We start from the raw sequence: 21,196 nt of genomic DNA on the forward strand, positions 1-21,196 counted from the left end.
AGTGGTGAATAGGTTCTCAGTTGAAGGCCAAGTTCAGTGTCACGCTTCCTGAAAAACCGACTTTTTCAACAGAATCGGCCAATAGCTGCCCTTCATGATCGGCAGCTATTGGCGACAAGCAGCACCTGCCAACACCAACCTGCAGCGAGTGTCGGCAATGGGTCGCACTACTTCGAAACCACCAGCGCCGGTGGCTGCCAGCTGCCTTCGCCAGCGGGAAGAATCGAAGGCGGTGCGGTCTTCGGCCAGTAGAGACGCATCACCAGATAGACCGTATCGTCAGGCGCCGGCAGCCAGTTGCTTTCCTTTGCCTTGCCGGGGGAGTCCTTCTGGATGTACAGCGTCAGTGAGCCATCCGCGTTTTTCTTCATGGCCGGCAGCATCGGCGAATTGATCAGGTAACGGTTGAGCGGGTTGTTGATCAGCAGCTGGCTCTTGCCGTCGTACAGGGTCACCGACCAAAAGGCATTCACTGGCGGCAGCTTGCCCGCCGGGAAGGTCAGCGTGTAATTGCGCTTGCTGGTATCCAGCGTCTGGCCTTTACCGTCGGTGCGGGTATAGGGGTACATCGCCTCAACGGCGTCATTGCCGTAAAGGCCGCCCCTCGCGGCGCCGGCACGCATCAGCCAGTCGCCCTTGTAGAACGCCTGGTCGCCAAAGAACGCGCCGACGTTCCAGCCGTTGATGTTTTTCATGCCGCTCGAGAGAAACTTGTCAACCTTCTCATCGCCAGCTTTCATCCCCAGCAGGACCACCGCCTTGTGTTCGAGCGAGAGGTCTTTGAATTCGAAGCGCCGGCCGGGGCCTACACCGATGCTGGCCAGCTTCGACCGAATCGCCTTGTCGTCGGCCGAAGGCGGCACATACTCCAACGCGGCCGACAGGTACTCGAAAAAATTGTCCTTGATACCAGCCGTGGTGGCCGGTACGAAATCAATCTTCGGGGCCGCGACCGGCGCTGGTTGATGGAGGAAGGCTGAAAGCGGCTGGACCTTGTAACCCGCCTGAACCTTCTCGACATTGGGCATGTCGGCTGGATTGAACAACTGGGTCCGGATCAGCGTCAGCGCGAAGGGAGTCGTGGAGTTGAACACTTTATCGATGCCAGGCGGTGTCGCCCCTTTCCAATCGGGGCCTGCAATCAGATAGCTCCCGGGGGCACTTGCAGTTGCCCGGCTGCCGATGTAGCCGTAGTTATAGGTGTTGCCGTCGATTAGCTGCACCGAGTAGTAGCGCTTTTTGGAGACGGCCGGCACGGTGATCACGAGGGGCTCTGCGCGCAGGTCGGTCCAGAGTATCGAGTAGGGGGTGTCGCTGTTTGGCGTAATGACGGCGGTATCAGCGGGTGTCGCGACCCGATGCTCGTTGTGCAGTTGATTGAAGGGGGCCTTGAACTGGCTGGATTTGGTGTCCACCGCGAACTCGTTCATCACGGCGTAGTTCATCACCAGCGGCAAGCCGTAAATAAAGCCTTCCTCGGCGATCGCCTTGGTCTGCTCGAGGCTCGGCGCAGGTACGCCCTTGGCCACGTCCGCCTTGTCTGCCTGTGCGATGGGGTCGTTCTTGCTCGCACACCCCGTGAAAAGCGTTGAACCCACCACGACGAGCGCCGCAGCCATTGTCCAGCCCCGGTCAGACTTCCTGTTCATTTTCACCTCGTTTGTTCTGAGCAACGTTTTGCTGTCGACTGGCACGCACCACCCAGACCGCGCCCCAACTGAAACTCTGGCTGTCTCTTTACCTGGCGACTGAGTAACTCCTGCGACGAAGCGCCAACTCACCCGCCACGGGAGTGTAGATCACAATAAGCCAGCATCCCCTTGCGCAGCCAAGATCGTGCCCGTTATCTGTAAGCCTTGTCGCCAGGACCACTACGAGATGATGTTCAAATTCCGTTAGGTAATACGCACGATATAAATCCGCCCCCATTTCAGTCATTTAAGATGGCCACGCTGGTTTACCGGTATGACACGAAATGAAAATCCCGGTCTAGTGCTGGTTTTTAGATTATGCGCGGGACTCGTAAGGAATGAGGGCTACCAGATCAGTATCGCCTACGTCGACACCAGCTTGTGACAGCAAAGTAGTAGCTTGGCCTCGGTGATGAGTCTGGTGGTTGAAGAAATGCATGACCAAGCCATAAAAGCTCTTGTCAGCGGGAGCTCCTTTCATGCTTGTGTAATTGAGGGTGTAATCTAAATCTGACTCTGTAATGGCGCGAGACCACTCGACAATTACCTGATCGAGCCAACCGCGATATGTCGAAAGTTCTCGGATATTTGAGAGCAGTAACTGGTCGAGGCTTTGGGGGGCAGGAAGCTGTCGAATCGGCTCCAGAGCCAAGTAATTCGCTGGGTGCTGGGCAAATCGCTTTAGCCAGATTGTGTCCCCGACCACCAGGTGGTTTAACGTCCCGAGAATAGAACCAAAGAATGCTTTCCTGTCCACTGACAGCTCTTCATCTGTCAGACTTCTGGCCGCTTCATAAACCTTTGCGTTCATCCTGTCGTTATAGATCGCCATCAGGCAGATATGGTCGATGCGGCCCATCGTGTTCATCCTTTGAATGAGTACTTGACAAGCGATCCACGCTCATTTGGGGGCCATTCTAGAGCAGGGCTTTTTAAATCGCCCCTGATTTCGCAGGCTCATCTCCCTGACGAAAATGGGGACGGATCTATTTATTCACTATGTTCTTTCACTGCACTATATAAATCAGTCCCCATTATTTCCCCATTATTTCCGTCCCCATTATTTCCCTGGATCCGACGTGCGACTCGTTGCAGCCCAACGGTTCATGATGGACCGCTTTCCGTACCGCTCCCTCACGGCCAGATCATCCCCCGATGGTTTCTGGCCGACATGGACGACGCCGAGACCAGCCTGTCCGGCGCCTCGACGCTGCCCAGGGGCCGATTGCGAGTGGATGTGCCAAGCCCGCTGGCCAGCATGATTCTGGTCCCCGCATTGCCTGAGTTTTACAGGCGATACCCGGACATTCAGATCGACATGGGCGTCAGCGACCGTATCGTGGACATGATCGGTGAGAACGTCGATTGCGTGGTGCGCGGCGGCGAGATAAAGGATCAGTCGTTAATGGCCCGGAAGGTAGGCGACCTCCAGCTTGGCGTTTTTGCAGCGCCGAGCTACCTGGCACGCGTCGGAATCCCAGCGCATCCGCGGGAGCTGGAAGATTCGCCGCATCGTATCGTCGGTTTCTTGTGGGCGCGCACCGGTAAAGCCGTGCCCTATGCTCTGCACAACCACGCTGAGCGTATCCAGATCAAAGGTCGCTACGCACTGGCAGTCGACGATGACAACGCCTACCTCGCAGCCGGCCTGGCCGGGCTGGGTGTTCTTTGGCTGCCGAAGTACATGTCCAACACCTTCGAAGCACGCGGCGAATTGGTGCCCCTGTTCGAGAACTGGAGCCTCGATCCGATGCCCATCTACGTGGCATTTCCCCCGAACCGGCATATCAGCATCAAACTGCGCGTGTTCATCGATTGGGTCGCTGAGTTGATGGGCAGGCTTTAAACCGTCAATTTCCGGCTGAATTTGGTTTCCATCACAATATGCGATGCGGTGTGCGCCACGCCTTTGATCATGTTGATCCGGGTAAGCTCGGCATTGAGTTCACTCAGCGTCGACGTGGCGAGATGGATGATGAAGTCGGATTCGCCCGAGACCGCATACACCGCCTGCACCGCATCCATCTTGCGAAGCGAGGTCATGACATCGGTATAACTCTTGTTGGTGCAGGAGGTCATGGTGAAACAGTTGATTGTCTGCTGGAGTCTGTTCTGGTCGATGCGCACGCTGTAACCGGTAATGACCCCGGCCTTTTCCAGGCGGGCGATGCGTTCTTGCACCGAAGAGCGTGAGACCTCGAGTTTACGTGCCAATGATGCCGTGGGCTCACGGGCGTTGGCCTGCAGCAGGCCAAGCAACTGCCGGTCCTTATCAGTCAGGTTAAACAACGGACCGGGATTCTGCGCATCCATCAACACTGCCTTGACCTCACTGTGGTTTTCAGTTTTTTTGACTCGCCCTGCGTTGCGAACGCGTTTCCTGAAACTTGTCCATCATTTTCAGACCGGCATATACCGTTTGCGCCGCAGCCGGGCCGAGCGGGCCGCCATTCCATTCCAGGCCGTAGGCATCGAAAAGACGGTAGCGATGGGTCTCGCCGCAAATGGCTTCGGCAATGACGCGCCCGCCGATAGGGGCCGTGTTCATACCATGGCCACCAAATGATGTACATGCCCATAGCCCCTTCCCGAGAGGGCCGATGTGAGGCATCTTGTGCCGCGCATAACCCATCAGTCCCGACCAGGCTTTTTCGATCTTGATGCCGCGCAATTGCGGATACACGTCGAGAATGTCTTCCGTCAGCAACTGCCCCAGGCGCTTTTCGTCCTGCAGGTTCCTGGTGGTGATACGACCGCCCCAGAGCAGTCGGTCACCTTCGACGATTCGGTAATAGTCTGAGGCCCGGCGATTATCACCCACGGCATCGGTGGTGCCTACCGCATCGGCCAGACGCTCGCCCAAGTGTTCGGTCAGCACCGCGTAGGTCGCAATGGGCAGAAAGGCGCGGCGTAATTTACCGAACTCGGGGCCGCCATAACCGCCGCAGCAATACACCACGTTGGCGCAATCGACAGTGCCCTGGTCAGTGATGACTCGGTGTCGCCCGTTTCGGCTCTCGACACGGCTCATGGGCGACTGTTCGTAAATCTTTGCGCCGTTGCGTTCAATCAGCCGGCCCAGGCCCAAGCAATAGTTCAAGGGATGGAAGTGAAATCCATGGGTATCGCGCAGAGCCTGGAAATAGCGCTCCGTCTTGAGTTTTTCACGCACGGCCTGACGATCCAGGTAGTCGAGGTGGAAGTCGAAATCCGTCGCCATCCTGTCGCGCAAACGCTTGAGATTATCGCCATCCTCGTAGCGAACCACGCTCAATTTTCCAGGCGTTGGCGAGCAACCTGGCAGTTGATGACGGGCGATCATGTCGCGAACAGTGTCGACACCTTCAAGCGACAGTTTGAACAGGGCGGCGGCTGTCGCTTTTCCGCAGCGCCGCTCGATGGATGACAATCCTTCGGACCAGCCCTGAAGAACGAAGCCTCCGTTACGGCCGGAGGCCCCCCAGGCAACACGACCTGCCTCGAGCAGCACCACGGACTTTCCTCGTGAGACCAGCTCCCAGGCCGTGCTCAGCCCCGCCAGGCCGGCGCCGATGACACACACATCGGCCTGGACATTGCCTGACAGCGCCGCGCGCTCAGCCGTGTCGTTCATCGTGGCGGTGTAGTAATTGTTGTTATACGTGTACATGAAGTCCCCTGTCCTTCTTCGCGGCGCAGTCATGCAGGGCGCCGCGTTTGGAACGGGCGCCTGCAGTGATTGGGTTTGTTGCACTGGAATTTATTGCACCCGGATTTATTGCACCTGGGTGAGATCGGCGCCGTACCACTTCTCGGAAAGTTGCTTGAGCGTTCCGTCGGCTTTCATCTGCGCAATGGCCTTGCTCAATTCGCTATTGAACGCCTCATCGCCTTTATCCACGGCGATGGCCAGCGGTTCGTAGTAAGCGGGTTTACCTTCCACGCGTACGATGGGATAGCCATTCTTGACGGCCGCGACAACAGTTGGAAGCGCGGACAGGGTGGCGTTCAGTCGGACCCCGTTGCCCATACGCAAATCATCCAGAGGGCCCATGCTGTCGCCATACGTCTTCACCTCGCCGGGTGTGACGTCGTAGGTGAACGCCGGCACATCGGCGGCGTCGATCTTGAGCCGGCGATTGATATAGTCCTCCGACGTGGTGCCTGCTTCGACGCCGATGATCTTGTCGTTCAGGTCCGCCGCCTTTGCCCCGGCTGCGTCCTTGTGCACGGCGAATACATAGGGTGTGTAGTAGTAGATCGCGGGGAAGTCGAGGACTCGGGAGCGCTCGGTGGTTGGCGTCATCGAACCGACCGACAAGTCCCAGCGATTCGACCAGCGCCCTGCGGTGATGATCCCGTATTCCGGGGTGACGAAGTCGACCTTGCTACCCAGGCGGCGACCGATTTCGGTGGCGACATCGATATCAAATCCTTGCAACTTGTTGTCCGGCCCCAGGAACGATTGTGGTGGCCAGTTGGCGGCCGTGGCCACTTTGATCACCTTGGTTTCATGGATGCGGTCGAGGGTCGAGCCCGCCCAGGCGGCGCCTGAGCTGATCGTGACGGCTGTGGCGATAGCCGCTGTGGTGAAGAAGCGAGTGATCAAGATCATGAGTAAGCCTCCAGGTAGTTGAGTGCAGGTCTTTGTCGTTTTTATCGATGACGTTGGACGGTGTGACGATGCTTCTCAGTGGCTGAGAATCTGTGACAGAAATTCTCGGGCGCGTTCATGCTGCGGGTTCTCAAAAAACTCATTGGGTTTGGCCTGCTCGACGATACAACCCTGATCCATGAAGATGATCCGGTCGGCGACCCGCCGGGCAAACCCCATCTCGTGGGTGACGCACACCATCGTGATGCCGTCCTGCGCCAGTTCGCCCATGACATCCAGCACTTCCTTGACCATTTCGGGATCAAGTGCCGAGGTGGGTTCGTCGAACAGCAAGATGCGTGGTCGCATGCAGAGGGCTCGGGCGATGGCAACGCGTTGCTGCTGACCGCCGGAGAGCTGGCTGGGGTACTTGTCGGCCTGGTTCCCGATCCGCACTCGATCCAGGTACTCGTAGGCCAGTTGGCGAGCCTGCGACTCATCGAGCCTGCTCACCAGGCGCGGCCCCAGCATCAGGTTCTCCAGCACCGTCATGTGCGGAAACAGATTGAACTGTTGGAAGACCATGCCGACCTGACGCCGGATGCTGGCCACGCAGGCGGCATTGCGGGTCAACTCGATTCCGTCGATGAACACTTTGCCTTTCTGGAAGTCTTCCAGCAGATTCAGGCAGCGAATCAATGTCGACTTTCCGGAACCCGATGGACCGCAGACGACCACGATTTCGCCGCTGGAAATGTGCAGGTCGATCCCCTTGAGCACATGAAAATCGCCATACCATTTTTGCATCTCGTGAATTGATATGGCGGGATACGGGGCAGTGACTGCTGAAGCTGACGGCTGATTCATCGTAAGGCTCCTGATTCAGCGGTGGACGCGATTGAAGTGCTTTTCCAGACGCGACTGAACGGTTTCCAGCACGATCGACAGCAGCCAATACAACACGGCTGCGGTGATGAGCATTTCCAGGTGACGGAACTCGGCGCGTCCTTGTGTTCGCGCCAGGAACATCAGTTCCCAGACGCCGATCACGGACACCAGTGAGCTGTCCTTGAGCATCGAGATGAACTGGTTGCCAGTCGGCGGAATGATCAGGCGCATGGACTGCGGAAGAATGACCCGGGTCATTGTTTGAAATGGATTCAGGCCAATCGCCCGGGAGGCTTCCCACTGACCCCGCGGGATGCTGCTGATCCCCGCACGGAAGATCTCCGTCATGTAGGCGCCGTAGCAGAGCGAGAGCGCCAGAATCCCTGCCGGCACGGCACCGACCACGTAGCCGAGCTGAGGAATGCCCAGGTAAATGAGATAGATCTGGATGAGCAGCGGAACACCTCGGAAAAACGAGGTGTAGAAGCTCGCGATGGCAATGGCGAAACCGTTGGAAGATAAACGGGCCGTCGCTCCCAGCAATGCCAGGACAAACGCAATGGCAATGGAAATCGCGGACACATAGACGGTGGTGAAAACCCCTTGGGTAATCATGAAGCCGACTTTGGTCGCGATGAAGCTGTAAGAAAGATTGAAGGTGTCGAAGAATAAAAGGAACAGCACCAGCAATTCGCACCAGACCGTAATGATCTGCGCCCGCAAGGGAAACCGCCCAAGGATGAACAGATTCAGCACGGCCGTGATCGTGAAGGTCCCCCCGACGGCGATGTCACGCGCCAGAGGAGTTTTCAGGTCGAGAACGATTGGCCCCATCAACGTGGAAAGACGGCCTTCACCTACACCGCAGACCAGCGTGATGATGAAAATGACTGCAGCGACTACCCCCATGAACAGGGCGCTGTCAGTCATGCGCGCCTTGACGATATGGTCTTTGTACATGGCTTACGCTCCTTAGGGGTGTCCCTTTGTTGTAAGCCAATTATGAGTGTGCGAAATGCCGGGCGGGACCCTGCAGAATATTGGATTTATCGGTTTTTTCCGGCATATCGGTGGTTATGACCCTGACATCTGCTCAAGACTCCCGGCCATTCTGACGGCAAGGCTTTTTTGAATGGCGCCCGAGCGCCATAAAGGAGGACCTGGATCTTATCGATCGCTGAAAGGCTTTTATCTACTGCGCACGCCTCCGGCGTGAATACACGCTTCTCTGTATTACTCAACGGAATCATTAAGTTATTGAGTAGTCATACCCTCGGTTAAACGCTGGCCAAACGAAATTTTCGGGCAGCCACCGTCTCATCCCCCTGACCTTTAGGACATGCAAATGAATCGCGCAGTAATGATGATCCTGGCCATTTCCAGCTCGCTCTTGCTGGCAGGCTGCGGCCCTCACTGGGATGATGGAGAAAGGTATGGCCGATATCACGATCATCGCCGCGGATACGACCAAAGGGATGACTATGATCAGGGTTATGACCATCGCGACCATGACCGCGATAGCCGTCATTACCGTTATCGCGATCGTGACGACAGAGACGACTGATACATCCATCGCAAATGACGAAAATGGTGACGGATCTATTTTTTCCTATATGAATCCGTCCCCATTATTCAGAGCTTAGTTAACCTGTCTGGCATCGGGGAACTTCCACGTGCCACTGAGAACTTCCGCTTTTGGCCGATACAATCGCACGGTGTAATTCCAGCCTTTCATGGTCGGCAAGCAATTGGCAGTCTTCAAGTCACAGCCACCGAACTGAATGGTGATCGAACCGTCATCCGATTTTTTCGCCGTCAGATTGTTCAGCGTGTAGGCATTGGCGGCGTTCTTTTCGAAGTACCCTTCAGCGTTGTAGAGGCTAACTGACCAGAAGCCATCGACGGGAACATCTTTCACCGTGAGGCGATACACCGCTTCCCCATCATTGTTGGCCGGAGTCACGTTCAGGTAGGTCGCGTCCTTGTCCGGGTTACCGCCCCAAGCGGCAGCAGAGCCCACCAGGTGGCGCACGGGATCTACGTCGACCCGAGTGCCAAACGCCTTCCTGAAGTCGGGAATAGTTGAAGACAGCACCAGCAGCGCATCACGGACTTTCTTCTGGCTACCGGCATCCCATAGCGGCAGCTCCAGCGCGCCGGGATCCTTTTGGCTCACGCTGATAGCGTCCTGTAACGCGTGGACCTGTTTGACGTCATCCGGGCTGTTAGGGTCGACCAGCGTGCGGATCGCAATGATCACGTAACGCGTGCCAACGCCTTCGCGGGTAAGGGTGTGCGTGCCAGCACCGTAGAAAACATTCGGGGTGTAGTGGTCTTCGTTGATGATTTGCAGCGCCATGAAGCGCTTGCCGGGATCGGGCAGCGTAATGGTTACCGGGCCCGCATCGAGGTCGAAAACCCCCGAGCTGTAAAGTGTGTCTCGATTGAGCCGTATGACGGTCTGGTGCTCGATGTCGGCTGCTTCGCGACGATGAAGCAGCTTGCCGAGGCCACCCTGTTCCGCCAGTGAGCCGATGTACAGGTCTGACTCCGCCCTTACGAAATTATCAACCGTCACCGGCGTTGCGCCTGGCTTGGGCAGCGGCTCCTCGGCATATGCACAGGCCATGCAGGTGAAGGTGGTGCACGCGAAAAAAGTGAACAATGCTTTCTGCTTCATACGAGTCCTTTCAGCTAGCCGAGAGATAGTGTCGAACCGGTTAATCGCTTCGACACTATAGTCTGGCGTCGAAAGGATATCCGCTCTTGACCGTTAGCTGCGTTCGGGACCGGCTGATGGGCGTCCCCATCACTCATTACTCGCAGGTTAGCGCGTGGCGCTTGCCAATGCTGTTCACGGTGGCTATTGCCGTGGCGTCGCTGGCGGGGCTTCGGTAACGCCTGTAGATGATGAGTAATTTGCGTCATCAGCTAACGAAGTATTCGATAGCATACCCTCAGTTATTCAGGAGCCTGGAACCATGGACCCGAACACGATGCTGGCTTTTACCCTGGTCGCCGCGATTGCCATCGCCAGCCCCGGGCCTGCGACATTAATGGCGATCAACAACAGTCTCGCCCATGGACAACGCAGCGCGATATGGTCCTCGCTGGGCAATGCCACTGGCCTGTTCTGCCTGTCGGGGGCTGCAATGCTGGGGTTGGGGGCGCTGCTTGCCAGCTCCGAAGGGTTGTTCAACATGGTGAAGATTGTTGGCGCCGGGTATCTGTTCTACCTGGGGGTGAGGCAGTTGCTCAGTAAGACGCCGCTGCTGGCTGATGGCATTCACGAGGGCCCAAGCCGCAGACCCACACGGCTAAAACTGTACAGGTCGGCGTTTTTTACCGCGCTCTCCAACCCCAAGGCGACTCTGTTTTTTACGGCGTTATTCCCGCAGTTCATCGATCAAGGCGCAGCCCTGTTCCCACAATTCATGATCCTGACCGCGATTTTCATGGCGCTTTCAGTGTCGTCGTTGAGCCTGTATGCCGCGCTGGCCTCACGTGCCAAGGGCCTGCTGGTACGACCCGAGTTGGCCCGCTGGGTTAGCCGGGTGGTGGGAGTCACGTTCATCGGATTTGGCACTGCGATTCTCGCTATACGCAGGCAGACGGCCTAAGACTTGAGTATTGGTGAAAACGCTTTTTGACACGCCGCTACGTGAGATCTGCGTCTGGAAGACTCTGCCGAAAGTGAAGATTTCAATCTCGGAGGTGTACTTTTTAGTTGCGCAAACCATGGCCGACTTTTTCAACAGCATCGGCCGTTAGCTGACTTTCAAGGAAGATGGGGCCGTATGTATTTTTTCACTGCACTATATAAATCCGCCCCCATTATTCTTGCAACCTGACGCTAAAAAATGCACGAAATCGATCGTCAGGCGATACCCTTCAGTTTTTCTTCTTGATTAATTTATTGATGTAGTACTTCAGGCTCAAACGATCTTTAGGCCTTGGTTTGTAGTGGGTTTTGTTTCTTTGTGTGGGATCGATCGCCATGGTTGCGGCGGTGTAGTAGTAAAGCGCTATAGACCTGCGGGTGATGTGCTCTGGAGTCGTCAAAGGTTCCGGGTGTCCATGATTGCTGTCTTTGTCTGTGTTGAAAATGACGCAGCGATTGTAAACAGGCAGAACTTTCTTAAGACAGGTCTTCATGCCGACATCCCAAAGCTCCAGGTTGCCTCCGTATTCTTCTCGCCAGTCTTCATTCAGATAAATGATGACATTCAGTCTGCGCTCGATGTTCAGCTTTTTGTTGAGCCTGAAGTCCGAGTGCACGCCCAGGAAACCACCGCTTTTCGTTTCATGCAGGCCACCACCGGTAAAGTAGGGGTCGGGTATCAAGCCGTGAATGCCTGTGAGCTTTTCAAGAAACTGCAACATGGGCGCCGAGTTAAAGGCGTTGAAAACAGTTTTCAAGAAAGGGTCGCATTCGTTGGGGTTGATTTGGCGCTTTAGTTGACCTTTATAGCCGCGCTCGTAGAGCATTTCATTGTTGGTCGGTTCGCTTGGGAAGTGCGAGCAGATACGCGAAATCAGCTCTTCACGCAAGAAATTGTCGATGACTATGTGCGGAAATGGCGTAGCCTTAACATAGTGACTGATCAGTGAGTCGCCAAAGGCGCTGGCAGCGTTTTGGTCGAAATCAAGCTCCGGGGACAGGGTGATAGGTAGTGCTTGAGTGATGGGTGCCATTACCGCTCCAATAACTTGACATATAGACTTGTGGGTGACTTGAAACAACCTTGAGCACGCTGCGTCTGCTCGTAGCTTAGATCCTTCTGTCACCCTTGTTCAGGCGATTAAGGATGTTGTTGTACATTTTGGTTCGTCTATGAGTCTTGTCATAGCCGCCAGCTGCTGCGACGGTGCCGGCCTGAATATGATCCAGATAGCTGAATATTTTACGCGGCGATAACATTTCTACGACATAGCCAAGCTCGGTCATGCGGTCTTGGAGAGTGTATCCTGGTACACGCTCATCCATGGAAAAATGCATGTCATGTTGCTTGACAAGTTTGCAGTTCCACAATGTACAGAAACTTTTCAAGTAGACTTCCCTGTACGGTTTTGGTTCTCTTGAGCGTAATCCAACGGACATTTTCAGGCGTCTGTAATGATGTTTGAACAGTCGTGAGCTAAAGCGCCAAAGCGTTCTCGCGGTACCACGATTGATTTGTTCAACACAACCTACGGCGACGACTTTCGGGTTTTTCAAGCACTTGCTCAACATCATTGGGAAAACATTTTTGTCGAAAACAAATGTATCCGTGTGCATCAGAAATAAATAATCAGTTTCAACTCGCTGTAAAACCAGGTCCAGTGCCTTGCCATGTGCGATGTGACCAATTTCCGGTCCAGGAGCAGAGCGCTCGATTAAATTGATCCAATCGAGACTTCGTAAGTACTCAGTACTTTCATCAGCGGAATTGTTGTCAACCACCCATATTGGGACGTTGTCATTACCTAGGTGTTGGTGCAATAAATCCAGGCATATCTTGGTGATTTCGGGCGTTTTGTAATTCACTATGACAATGCTGAAGGATTTGTAACTCTCAGCTGGAAAGACTGGATTTTTCATTGTTCATGTGCCCATTAGTGCTGTATTTATTTTTAGACGTAATTGAACCTGTATCCAGCTTTTGCTTGTTCTTCCGCGGAAAACCTTGCGCCGCTACAGAGCCCAGTTTGTCAGGTCGCTTTGCCATGCACAATAATCGTGGTTCACCCAGACTTGAAGGAGAGCAGCAGAAGCGGACTGCATCCTATAAGAATCTGCTCTACAGGTAATGACCCATGAATTAATTCGTTACAACTTTAGACCACATCAGTGATTCCGTCTCGATTGTAGACACTGGCGGGGGCTGCTCCTGGCCCGTTTATCTGCCTTCCAAAAAACCGTTTTGACTCAATCCAGGCACTCGCTAAAAGACGCAGCACGCTTCCCAGCCCCCTTTACTCATTCGCTCGACGGAACCTGGTGCCCGTCTGTCAAAGACATGAACGACCAGCCTTCAGCTTCCCCCTCATTCAAAAAGCGAAACCCATCGCGGCTCAATCGCCCCCTCTTGCACTTCCAGCAACGCCAACGTCACCGGTAACTTGAACCGCCGTGGCCCCGCGCTGCCTGGATTGAGGAACAGCCGTTCACCACGCCATTCGATGCGTGGCTTAAGGGAATGGCCGGTCATCACCAGCCTTGTGCTGGCATCGAGCACTGCCGGGACGTCGGCCATGTCGTGGACCAGCAGGGTGTGCCAGCCATCTGCACAAGTGAATGCCTGCCAGGATGACACAAGGTAACTTGGACAGGCACCGCTTGCAGAAGACCAGACTTAGAGCAAGTCCGCAGGCTGCATCGTGAGAATGATCTTCCCGACGTTTTCGGACGACTCCATCCTGCGATGGGCATCTGCGGCGCGTGACAGGGGGAAGGTACTGTCGACTACCGGCTCCAGGCTTCCTCCCCCTTCGAACCGTTCAAGCCAGTGCTCGCGGAATCGCTTGATCATGTCGTGCTTCTCCGGCTGGGTACGGGATTTCATGACCGTGCCGATGATTTGCAGGTGACGGTAGAGAATGTGCTCCAGTTCCAGGGCGACCTTCCCGCCACCGCCGAGGATACCAACCTGGATCAGTCGCCCGCCGTTAGCGAGTGAAGCCAGGTTGCGGGCGAAATAAGGTTCGCCGACGAAATCAATGATGACATCAACACCCCGGCCATCGGTTTTGCTGGCGATGACTTCGGCGAAATCACTGTTCTTGTAGTCGATGGCGACATCGGCACCCAAATGCTCGACGCGGGATAACTTGCTGCCATCGGTAGTCGCATAAACCGTCGCACCCGTGGCATAAGCGAGCTGCACCGCAGCGGAGCCAACACCACCCGCGGCGGCATGAATCAAGACCGAGTCACCTGGCTTGAGTCGAGCCAGGTGCATCAGCGCCTCATGAGCGGTGACAAACACCTCGGGAATCGCCGCCGCGTGCACGTAATCCAGCTGAGCAGGAATTGGCATGGCCATGCGGTAGTCAATGCGTGCCAGCTCGGCATACGCCCCGCCACCCACCACGCCCATCACCCGATCCCCCACTTCGAAACCAACGACGGCATTGCCTTTATCGATGACCTCGCCTGCGATCTCAAGCCCGATGATGGGTGAGTCTCCGAAATCAGGACGCCCGTAGCCACCGGAGCGATGCGTCAGATCCGCGCGATTGACACCGGCTGCATAGACGCGCACCAGCAGGTCGGCAGGACGCACTACGGGGTCGGGAACGTCCTTCAACTTCAGCACGTCGGGGTTGCCGAATTCTTCAATGGTGATGGCTTTCATGGCTGCTTCGCCTGCGATTGAGTGAATGTGGCATTGGCAATGGCGGACGCGGTGATGGCGGCTGGTAAACCTGCATAGAACGCCAGGTGGGTGATCGCTGCGGATATTTCGTCATGGGTGACCCCATTGCTGACCGCGCGCCGCAGGTGCGCAGGCAGCTCTTCGGCGTGACCACCGGCAATCAACGCAGCCACCGTTATCAGGCTGCGGTCACGTGGAGACAGTGCCGGATCGCTCCATATTTGCGGATAGAGCGTAGCGTCGACGAACTGCGACAGCTTTGGGGTGAACGCTCTGGCCGCTTCACGAGGGCTGCTGAAATTGATGTTCGACATGTCGGGCGTCCTTAAATCTGGCTGATGAATTTGTTGGTCAGATCGTGTTCGATGCCTTCAATGCCGCCTTCTGAGCCATGACCGCTCTCCTTCATGCCGCCAAAGGGAAGCTCAGTGGCGACAATTCGGTATTGATTGATCCCGATCATTCCGGCCTCGAGGCCATCTGCGACGTCAATGGCGGTTCGAGCGTTAGCGGTAAAGGCGTAGGCAGACAACCCGTAAGGCAGGCGGTTGGCCTCTTCCAGGCCGTCGGCCAACGTATCGAAGGGCATCAAAATCGCGATGGGGCCGAAGGGTTCTTCATGCATGACCCGAGCGTTCATGGGCACATCAGCCAAAACGGTGGGCTGGAAGAAATAGCCTTGTCCTGGCAAGCATTCGCCGCCAGCAAGTACCCGCGCGCCTTTCTCGACGGCGTCAGCCACCAGTTCTTCCATCTTTGACAATTGCCTTGGGTTGGCGAGTGGCCCGACCTGAGTATCGGGATCCAGGCCGTTGCCGATTCTCAGTGCGTTGGTTGCCGCGACAAAGTGATCGGTGAACGCCTGATAAGCACCACGCTGGATCAGGAAGCGTGTTGACGAGATACAGACCTGCCCTGTCCCCCGGAACCGATTCGCCACGCCTTCCACTGCCGCCTTTTCAATGTCGGCGTCTTCAAACACCAGCACAGGGCCGTGGCCACCCAGTTCCAAAGTGATTGGCTTGACGCCTGCGGCTGCCCTGGCCGACAGCAGTCGTCCAATCGGTACGGAACCGGTGAAGGTCACCTTGCGAATGATCGGCGAGGCAATCAGGTGGCTGGAGACTTGATCCGGTACACCGAAAACGACTTGTAGAACGCCTTTGGGCAAGCCCGCATCATCAAGGGCGCGAGCAAGGGCCAGCGCCGTGGAAGGGCTCTCTTCACCGGGTTTGAGAATGACGCTGCAACCTGCCGCCAAAGCAGCTGACAACTTGCGCGCCGGAGTAATGGCCGGAAAATTCCAGGGCGTGAAGGCTGCGACCGGGCCGATTGGCTGGCGCTTCACCAGTTGCAACACGCCTGGGCGGTTGGCCGGCACGACGCGGCCATCGATACGACGGGCGCTTTCGGCGAACCATTCAAAATACTCTGCTGCACGCGTGACCTCGTCCATGCTTTCGCCAAGGGGTTTGCCCTCCTCCAGCGTCATCTGGGATGCGATGTGCGGCGCTCGCTCGAGGATGAGATCAGCGGCACGCTTGAGAATTTTTGCGCGCTGGTCCGGCACCGTCTGGCGCCACGTCTGGAAGCTGAGCCGGGCGACCTCAAGGGCGTGGTCAAGGTCGGATGAAGTGGCCAGCGGCACACGTCCGATTTCAGTTTCCGTGGCTGGGTTTATGACGGCTGCGGTGTCGCGCCCTTCAGCGCTGATCCACTCACCACCCATGAAAAGATAGAGCGCGTCGTATGGCGTGTTCATAGTTGTGGCCTTCACTTGATTGTCAGGAATCGGACCGAAGCGCGCTGCGTGAGTCCTCGCTTCGGTGGTTTACGACAGAGCCGGTTCAGGCGGCCCGTGCAACCCAGTCTATGGAGGGCGACAGGTTTGATTTAGATAGCCACGAGGGAATCATTGTTGTGTGCAGAGGGAAGATCACGCGCCGTCGTTGAGTTGTGTCCTCAACAGTCAACGTCCATGATGCGGGGTCGGTGAGTGGTGGCGTTGCGCTCACGAGCACTGAACAGCCTCAGTGGATACTCTCTGCAACTTGAGCGTTAAACCGGTAGAAAAGGACGGTAGGGATGGACAAATTTTCAAATATGTCTGTGTTCGTAAAAGTCGTTGAGATGGGCACTTTCACCGCAGTGGCCAACCATCTGGACTCGACCGTCGGCAATGTGTCCCGTGCCGTTTCCGCGCTCGAAACAATGCTCGATGCCCGCCTGCTGCAAAGATCGACTCGCCGTCTTTCCGTGACTGACGCCGGTCGACGATTTTACGAACGCTGTACGGCGATCCTGGCCGACCTCGAAAACGCTGAGGCCGAAGCGAGTAATTCGATCCTGGAACCCAAGGGCACGCTACGGGTTCATAGCGTGCCCGGCCTTGCGCGTCATCTGGTGACCGGCGCCGTCCTTGAGTACCGCAAGGAGTTTCCGGAAGTCACGGTCGATTTGCTGCTATCCCAACGGATGCCGAACCTGCTGGAAGACCAACTGGATGTTTCAATTCTGATTGCCAGAACGCTGCCGGATTCAGCGTACGTCAGTCAAAAGATTGGGGTCAGTCATTGCGTGCTGGTCGCGTCCCCTGCCTACCTGGCACAACATGCACCACCGGCGACGCCTGAAGACCTCAACGATCATCAGTGCCTGTTGCTGGGCACCGTTGATTACGCACGGGATGAATGGCAACTGAGAAGCAGATCCGGCACCGCCACTTTCGTACCCACCGGGCCGAGCTTTAGCGTAAATGATATGGATGCAATGGCAGTCGCCGTTCGATCCGGAGCGGGGATTGGCTTGTTGGCCGGATTCTCGGCCATCGACGATCTGCGCTCGGGAAAACTCGTGCGCGTTTTGCCGGAGTACCATACCTACGAGCGCAATGTTTATGCCGTTTACACGTCCCGCCAGTTTGTCGATGCGAAGATAACCCGCTTCATAGAAACGCTAAAAGCACGGGTGGGTAGCCAATTGGCAGACACTGCGAGAGAGCTTATCGGTAGGTAACCGGCTCGAGACTCTCGGGAAAGAAAGACCCTGAATAACACATCAGCCGTTTCACATTTTATTTCAGCAAAGGGAGTGACTCACATGGACGTTTCCAATCAATTGCAACCCTCAAAATGCGCCGGAATGGAGGACATCAGACGCGAGATCGATGCCCTCGACCGTGCCGTTATCAAGCTGTTGGGCAAGCGTTTCCAGTACGTGCTTGCGGCTTCGAAATTCAAGACCTCTGCGGCCTCGGTGCGTGCCCGGGAGCGATTCGATGCCATGCTCGCGACACGTCGCGAATGGGCAGAGGCCGAAGGCCTGAGCCCGGATGCGATCGAAAAGTTGTATAGCGACTTGGTTAACCATTTCATTGCCGAAGAGATGAAACACTGGTCGGCGCAATTGCCCAATACGTAATCCTGTAGTGTCGGATATCCAGTCCGGCGCACCGGGCTTATCTCGGTGGCGCACCGGGCTGTGTGAAAACGCGGGCTGCTTGATGGCTCCGGCTTCATTGGCAACCGGTTACCGGCGGCGACCTTGGGTTTTTCGCGAGCAGGCTCGCTCCTACAGGGGGTATTGGCGTGGGCACGGTTTTGTCACTTCGACGCGTTGCGCGGATCGTCATGGCTATCGATGTATTCAAGCCCCAACGGCCCCGTTCCGTAGACTTGCGAGATGTACTCCCCTGATTTCGCCCAGTGAAAGTGCGGCGTATTGGCCGGGAGTATCACCACGCTACCCGGACCATAGGCCACCAGTTTGTCTGGATCGAAAACAGTGCCGAAGCCGATATAGAACACACCGGACATGACGGTGTAGATACGATCTTCCGGATGGGTATGCGGCATTAATTTGATGCCATTGGGCACTTTGACTCGCACTACATAGGGTGCGGGTTTACTGGGGTCGCCGGCGATTACAGCGAGTTTCACTTCTTTCGGGAAAGCCGGAAAGTTGCGCCATTCCACGTCTTCATTATGCAAGGCACCGACTTTATCGAGTGGCAAGGGTTGGGCCTGGGCGAGTGGCATTGCCGCGCTTGCGACAAGCAGGGCGGCCAGCCCCGCCGTTTTGATCATGCTCTGAATCATGGGAGGCACCTTAACTACGCAGTAAACGAAATCGTCAGGCGGACTCTATTTCTGATGGGCATTACTGATAATGACGTGATCGCGAATTACAGTTGATACCCAATGTAATCAATGTACCGCCGCATAGGCTTCGCCTCTTCATCACGCTCACCAGCGGTGTTCTGCTCGCCCTATCAATCCCGTCGATGTTCACAATCACCTCAATGAAGTTCTCTTAAAAAAACCGCGGCGTAACATGGGCTCCATACCCAACAAACAACACCCCGGAGCACACGATCATGAAACGCCAAACCATCCTCAGCATCGCATTCTCGATCTTCGCCGTTAACGCTTTTGCCGCGACCTCTGTTCAGCCTGTTGTCGCTGAAGGTGGCTCGGATCGCCTGATTGAAAGCCGTGTGGCTGAAGGTGGCTCTGACCGCCTGATCGAAAACCGCGTCGCTGCCGATGGTTCGGACCGCCTGCAAGGCAACACCGTCGCCACCGATGGCTCCGACCGCCTGCAAGGCAACACCGTCGCCGCCGATGGCTCCGACCGCCTGCAAGGCAACACCGTCGCCGCTGATGGCTCCGACCGCCTGCAAGGCAACACCATCGCTGCCGATGGCTCCGACCGCCTGCAAGGCAACACCGTTGCCGAAGGTGGTTCCGATCGCCTGCAAGGCAACACCATCGCTGCCGATGGCTCGGATCGCCTGCAAGGCAACACCGTTGCCGAAGGTGGTTCCGATCGCCTGATCGAGAACCGCGCTGCCTAAGCCATTCGCTCCGCAGTACCCCGCAAAAGCCCGGCCTGATCAGCCGGGCTTTTTCGTGTTCGGTGCAATTCCACCCTCTAATGTTCTTACATGAACAATTGTTCATGCCGTTGTTCACAGCCCTGCATTAATGCATGTGTTAACTGGACTTGAATCGCAACCAATGATTTGTTCGCGATCTACTGACAATTCCATCACATTTCAACCGATAGCCTTGACGATTCAGCCGCTTCGCCGACGTCACGGTGAGCGCAACGCGCGAAAAACTCATGAAAAAATCGTTAGTCAGCTTTCTGAAAAGTGATCAGGGTGCGCTGTTACTTTTGCTGGGCGTGTCCGCGCTCTTGTTGCTTTTCGGGCTGGGCGCCAGAGAGCTTTGGGGCCCGGAAACCCGTTGGGCCAACATCGCCCTGCAAATGTTGCAAACTGGCGATTATTTCGACCCTTATCTCAAGGGCATGCCCTATTACGACAAGCCACTGCCCTCCTATTGGTTGATCACGGCCACGGCCCACTTGATGGGTGGCCTCGGGCACTGGTCCCTACGCCTGCCCTCGGTCTTGTCGGCGTGGCTGAGCGTCTGGCTGGTCTACCTGATCGGCGAACAGTTGTATCGCAAAGGCACGGGCCTGATCGCTGGCTGGTTTCTGGCAACGACGTTTTTTTTCGTGTTCTGGGCTCGGGTCGCCACGGCGGACATCCTCACGGTTTGCGGTGTCCTGGGCGCGGTCTGGTGGTATTGGCGCGGCCCCAACGACACGCGCCTGAGTCGCTACATCGTATTTTTCCTGATACTGGCGCTGACCTCGCTGTTCAAGGGTTTGATCGGGTTCATTCTTCCCGGGCTTATCCTGCTGCCGCACCTGTTGGGCGAAGGGCGCTGGAAAAACCATCTCAATCCACGCCTGTGCCTGGCGATTCTGGTGGCGGGTGCGTTCTATATGCTGCCGTTCCTGCTGTCGCATCGCTATGGCACGCCAACCTATGGAGAGAGCGGGCTTGCGCTGGTCTTTCGGGAAAATGTGGTCCGATTCTTTCAGCCTTTCGACCAATTTGGCCCGATCTACACCTATCTGCTTTATCTGCCGGTCTACACCCTGCCCTGGGCTCCCTGCTGGATACTCGGCCTGTGGGTGGCCGTGCGCAGCTGGAAGCACACCGAGCCCAACGTTCGCTGGCTGATCGGCGGCCTGGGGTTGTTGTTCCTGTTCTTCACCGCCAGTGGCAGCCGGCGCAGTTATTACGTATTGCCGCTGGTGCCGTTTGCCCAGTTGCTGGCGGCCTGGTGGGTCACCCGGCGCATGACCGAACGCGAGGCTGCCGGTAAAGTCAGCGGCCCCGGCTGGACCAAGGGCATTGCCGGTGCGGCGGTTTTTTTATGGTTGATTCTGGGTGTCGCCTACCCCTGGACCAACGGCGGAGACGGCGGCGTCATGCAGTTCACCAGGGATGTGCGTGCCGAAGCCAGCAAAACGGCGCCGTGGAACGAATGGCGCCTGGTGCTGGTAGACGTCGACAACAAGTTGCCCATGTACCTGCAAAACCACGGCTCACCGTTCTACTACGTACTGCCGGACTCGGACCTCCCAAAAACCGGTGACAGCACGGCGCTCATGGCGTGGCTGGAGAAGAAAAGTGGCGAGCGCTGGAATCCCGAACGCACGATCATTTTCGAACAGTACGAAAACATCAATCGGTTGCCGCTGGGTTATCTGACTGCCGATCATCAGTTGATCACCACCAGGCCCGACAACGGCGCCCGCCTGTTTCACGCCCATGAATCCGGCAGTGCCGCGTACATTCCCAAGGTGAAAACGGGCGACTGAGGCCC

20 protein-coding genes and 2 pseudogenes are annotated in these 21,196 nt (G+C 56.3%); 7 read left to right on the forward strand and 15 right to left on the reverse strand.

From position 1 onward, the window contains the following. Positions 1-167: 167 nt before the first annotated feature. Both JQF37_RS29480 and JQF37_RS29485 read right to left on the reverse strand, forming a co-directional pair. The gene (locus tag JQF37_RS29480) at positions 168-1,619 is read right to left on the reverse strand and encodes a DUF1254 domain-containing protein (protein WP_130211577.1); all 1,452 of its coding nucleotides are present in this window, start codon (positions 1,617-1,619) and stop codon (positions 168-170) included. 388 nt (positions 1,620-2,007) lie between these two features. After that, the gene (locus JQF37_RS29485) at positions 2,008-2,550 is read right to left on the reverse strand and encodes a DinB family protein (protein WP_130211578.1); all 543 of its coding nucleotides are present in this window, start codon (positions 2,548-2,550) and stop codon (positions 2,008-2,010) included. A gap of 303 nt (positions 2,551-2,853) precedes the next feature. Here JQF37_RS29485 and JQF37_RS29490 point away from each other — a divergent pair. Then, positions 2,854-3,537 (forward strand): annotated as a pseudogene (locus tag JQF37_RS29490) (LysR substrate-binding domain-containing protein); the annotation flags it as partial. Here the strand turns inward: JQF37_RS29490 and JQF37_RS29495 are convergent. The 5 genes from JQF37_RS29495 to JQF37_RS29515 form a co-directional block, all read right to left on the reverse strand. Beyond that, on the reverse strand, positions 3,534-4,004 hold the full coding sequence (locus JQF37_RS29495) for an Lrp/AsnC family transcriptional regulator (RefSeq protein ID WP_130211579.1): 471 nt from the start codon (positions 4,002-4,004) through the stop codon (positions 3,534-3,536). The pseudogene JQF37_RS29490 and the gene JQF37_RS29495 overlap by 4 nt on opposite strands. Before the next feature lie 28 nt (positions 4,005-4,032). Beyond that, on the reverse strand, positions 4,033-5,340 hold the full coding sequence (locus JQF37_RS29500) for an FAD-binding oxidoreductase (RefSeq protein WP_130211580.1): 1,308 nt from the start codon (positions 5,338-5,340) through the stop codon (positions 4,033-4,035). A gap of 105 nt (positions 5,341-5,445) precedes the next feature. Next, positions 5,446-6,285 (reverse strand): transporter substrate-binding domain-containing protein, encoded by an 840-nt coding sequence (locus JQF37_RS29505; protein ID WP_130211581.1) that lies wholly within the window; start codon positions 6,283-6,285, stop codon positions 5,446-5,448. Between the two features lie 75 nt (positions 6,286-6,360). Beyond that, complete coding sequence (locus JQF37_RS29510) at positions 6,361-7,131, reverse strand: amino acid ABC transporter ATP-binding protein (RefSeq protein WP_130211582.1); 771 nt, start codon at positions 7,129-7,131, stop codon at positions 6,361-6,363. 15 nt (positions 7,132-7,146) lie between these two features. After that, complete coding sequence (locus JQF37_RS29515; RefSeq protein WP_130211583.1) at positions 7,147-8,112, reverse strand: amino acid ABC transporter permease; 966 nt, start codon at positions 8,110-8,112, stop codon at positions 7,147-7,149. Positions 8,113-8,497: 385 nt separating this feature from the next. Here JQF37_RS29515 and JQF37_RS31590 point away from each other — a divergent pair, with 385 nt between their 5' ends. Further along, on the forward strand, positions 8,498-8,716 hold the full coding sequence (locus JQF37_RS31590) for a hypothetical protein (protein WP_130211584.1): 219 nt from the start codon (positions 8,498-8,500) through the stop codon (positions 8,714-8,716). Between the two features lie 75 nt (positions 8,717-8,791). Here JQF37_RS31590 and JQF37_RS29525 read toward each other — a convergent pair whose 3' ends face one another. Further along, entirely contained in the window at positions 8,792-9,781 is a 990-nt protein-coding gene (locus tag JQF37_RS29525) for a DUF1254 domain-containing protein (protein ID WP_223272744.1), read from the reverse strand. A 352-nt stretch (positions 9,782-10,133) separates the two neighbouring features. On the opposite strand from JQF37_RS29525, the gene JQF37_RS29530 reads away from it, so the two are divergent. Continuing rightward, a complete protein-coding gene (locus JQF37_RS29530) occupies positions 10,134-10,772 on the forward strand; it encodes a LysE family translocator (RefSeq protein WP_204149910.1) in 639 nt (212 codons plus the stop codon). A 271-nt stretch (positions 10,773-11,043) separates the two neighbouring features. On the opposite strand, the gene JQF37_RS29535 is transcribed toward JQF37_RS29530, so the two are convergent. The 6 genes and pseudogenes from JQF37_RS29535 to JQF37_RS29560 form a co-directional block, all read right to left on the reverse strand. After that, positions 11,044-11,847, reverse strand: coding sequence for a 2OG-Fe(II) oxygenase (locus JQF37_RS29535; protein ID WP_130211568.1), 804 nt, complete (start codon positions 11,845-11,847; stop codon positions 11,044-11,046). A gap of 76 nt (positions 11,848-11,923) precedes the next feature. After that, positions 11,924-12,733: a glycosyltransferase gene (locus JQF37_RS29540; RefSeq protein WP_130211569.1), complete on the reverse strand. Its 810-nt coding sequence runs from the start codon at positions 12,731-12,733 to the stop codon at positions 11,924-11,926. Between the two features lie 445 nt (positions 12,734-13,178). Continuing rightward, positions 13,179-13,418 (reverse strand): annotated as a pseudogene (locus tag JQF37_RS29545) (metallophosphoesterase family protein); the annotation flags it as partial. 69 nt (positions 13,419-13,487) lie between these two features. Continuing rightward, positions 13,488-14,489 (reverse strand): NAD(P)H-quinone oxidoreductase, encoded by a 1,002-nt coding sequence (locus JQF37_RS29550; protein WP_130211570.1) that lies wholly within the window; start codon positions 14,487-14,489, stop codon positions 13,488-13,490. Continuing rightward, positions 14,486-14,824, reverse strand: coding sequence for a carboxymuconolactone decarboxylase family protein (locus tag JQF37_RS29555; RefSeq protein ID WP_130211571.1), 339 nt, complete (start codon positions 14,822-14,824; stop codon positions 14,486-14,488). Before JQF37_RS29555 ends, JQF37_RS29550 begins: the two co-directional genes overlap by 4 nt. A gap of 11 nt (positions 14,825-14,835) precedes the next feature. Next, entirely contained in the window at positions 14,836-16,272 is a 1,437-nt protein-coding gene (locus JQF37_RS29560) for an NAD-dependent succinate-semialdehyde dehydrogenase (RefSeq protein ID WP_130211572.1), read from the reverse strand. 323 nt (positions 16,273-16,595) lie between these two features. On the opposite strand from JQF37_RS29560, the gene JQF37_RS29565 reads away from it, so the two are divergent. Further along, entirely contained in the window at positions 16,596-17,525 is a 930-nt protein-coding gene (locus tag JQF37_RS29565) for a LysR family transcriptional regulator (protein ID WP_130211573.1), read from the forward strand. 84 nt (positions 17,526-17,609) lie between these two features. Next, positions 17,610-17,930 (forward strand): isochorismate lyase, encoded by a 321-nt coding sequence (locus JQF37_RS29570; RefSeq protein WP_130211574.1) that lies wholly within the window; start codon positions 17,610-17,612, stop codon positions 17,928-17,930. 182 nt (positions 17,931-18,112) lie between these two features. Here JQF37_RS29570 and JQF37_RS29575 read toward each other — a convergent pair whose 3' ends face one another. Then, positions 18,113-18,607: a cupin domain-containing protein gene (locus tag JQF37_RS29575; RefSeq protein WP_103406909.1), complete on the reverse strand. Its 495-nt coding sequence runs from the start codon at positions 18,605-18,607 to the stop codon at positions 18,113-18,115. Positions 18,608-18,885: 278 nt separating this feature from the next. On the opposite strand from JQF37_RS29575, the gene JQF37_RS29580 reads away from it, so the two are divergent. Both JQF37_RS29580 and JQF37_RS29585 read left to right on the forward strand, forming a co-directional pair. Next, on the forward strand, positions 18,886-19,365 hold the full coding sequence (locus JQF37_RS29580; protein ID WP_130211575.1) for a hypothetical protein: 480 nt from the start codon (positions 18,886-18,888) through the stop codon (positions 19,363-19,365). A gap of 269 nt (positions 19,366-19,634) precedes the next feature. Beyond that, entirely contained in the window at positions 19,635-21,191 is a 1,557-nt protein-coding gene (locus tag JQF37_RS29585) for a glycosyltransferase family 39 protein (RefSeq protein ID WP_130211576.1), read from the forward strand. The last annotated feature ends 5 nt before the right edge of the window (positions 21,192-21,196 follow it).

Origin of the sequence: Pseudomonas sp. MIL9 (assembly GCF_016887925.1) — a bacterium.
GTDB lineage: Bacteria > Pseudomonadota > Gammaproteobacteria > Pseudomonadales > Pseudomonadaceae > Aquipseudomonas > Aquipseudomonas mohnii.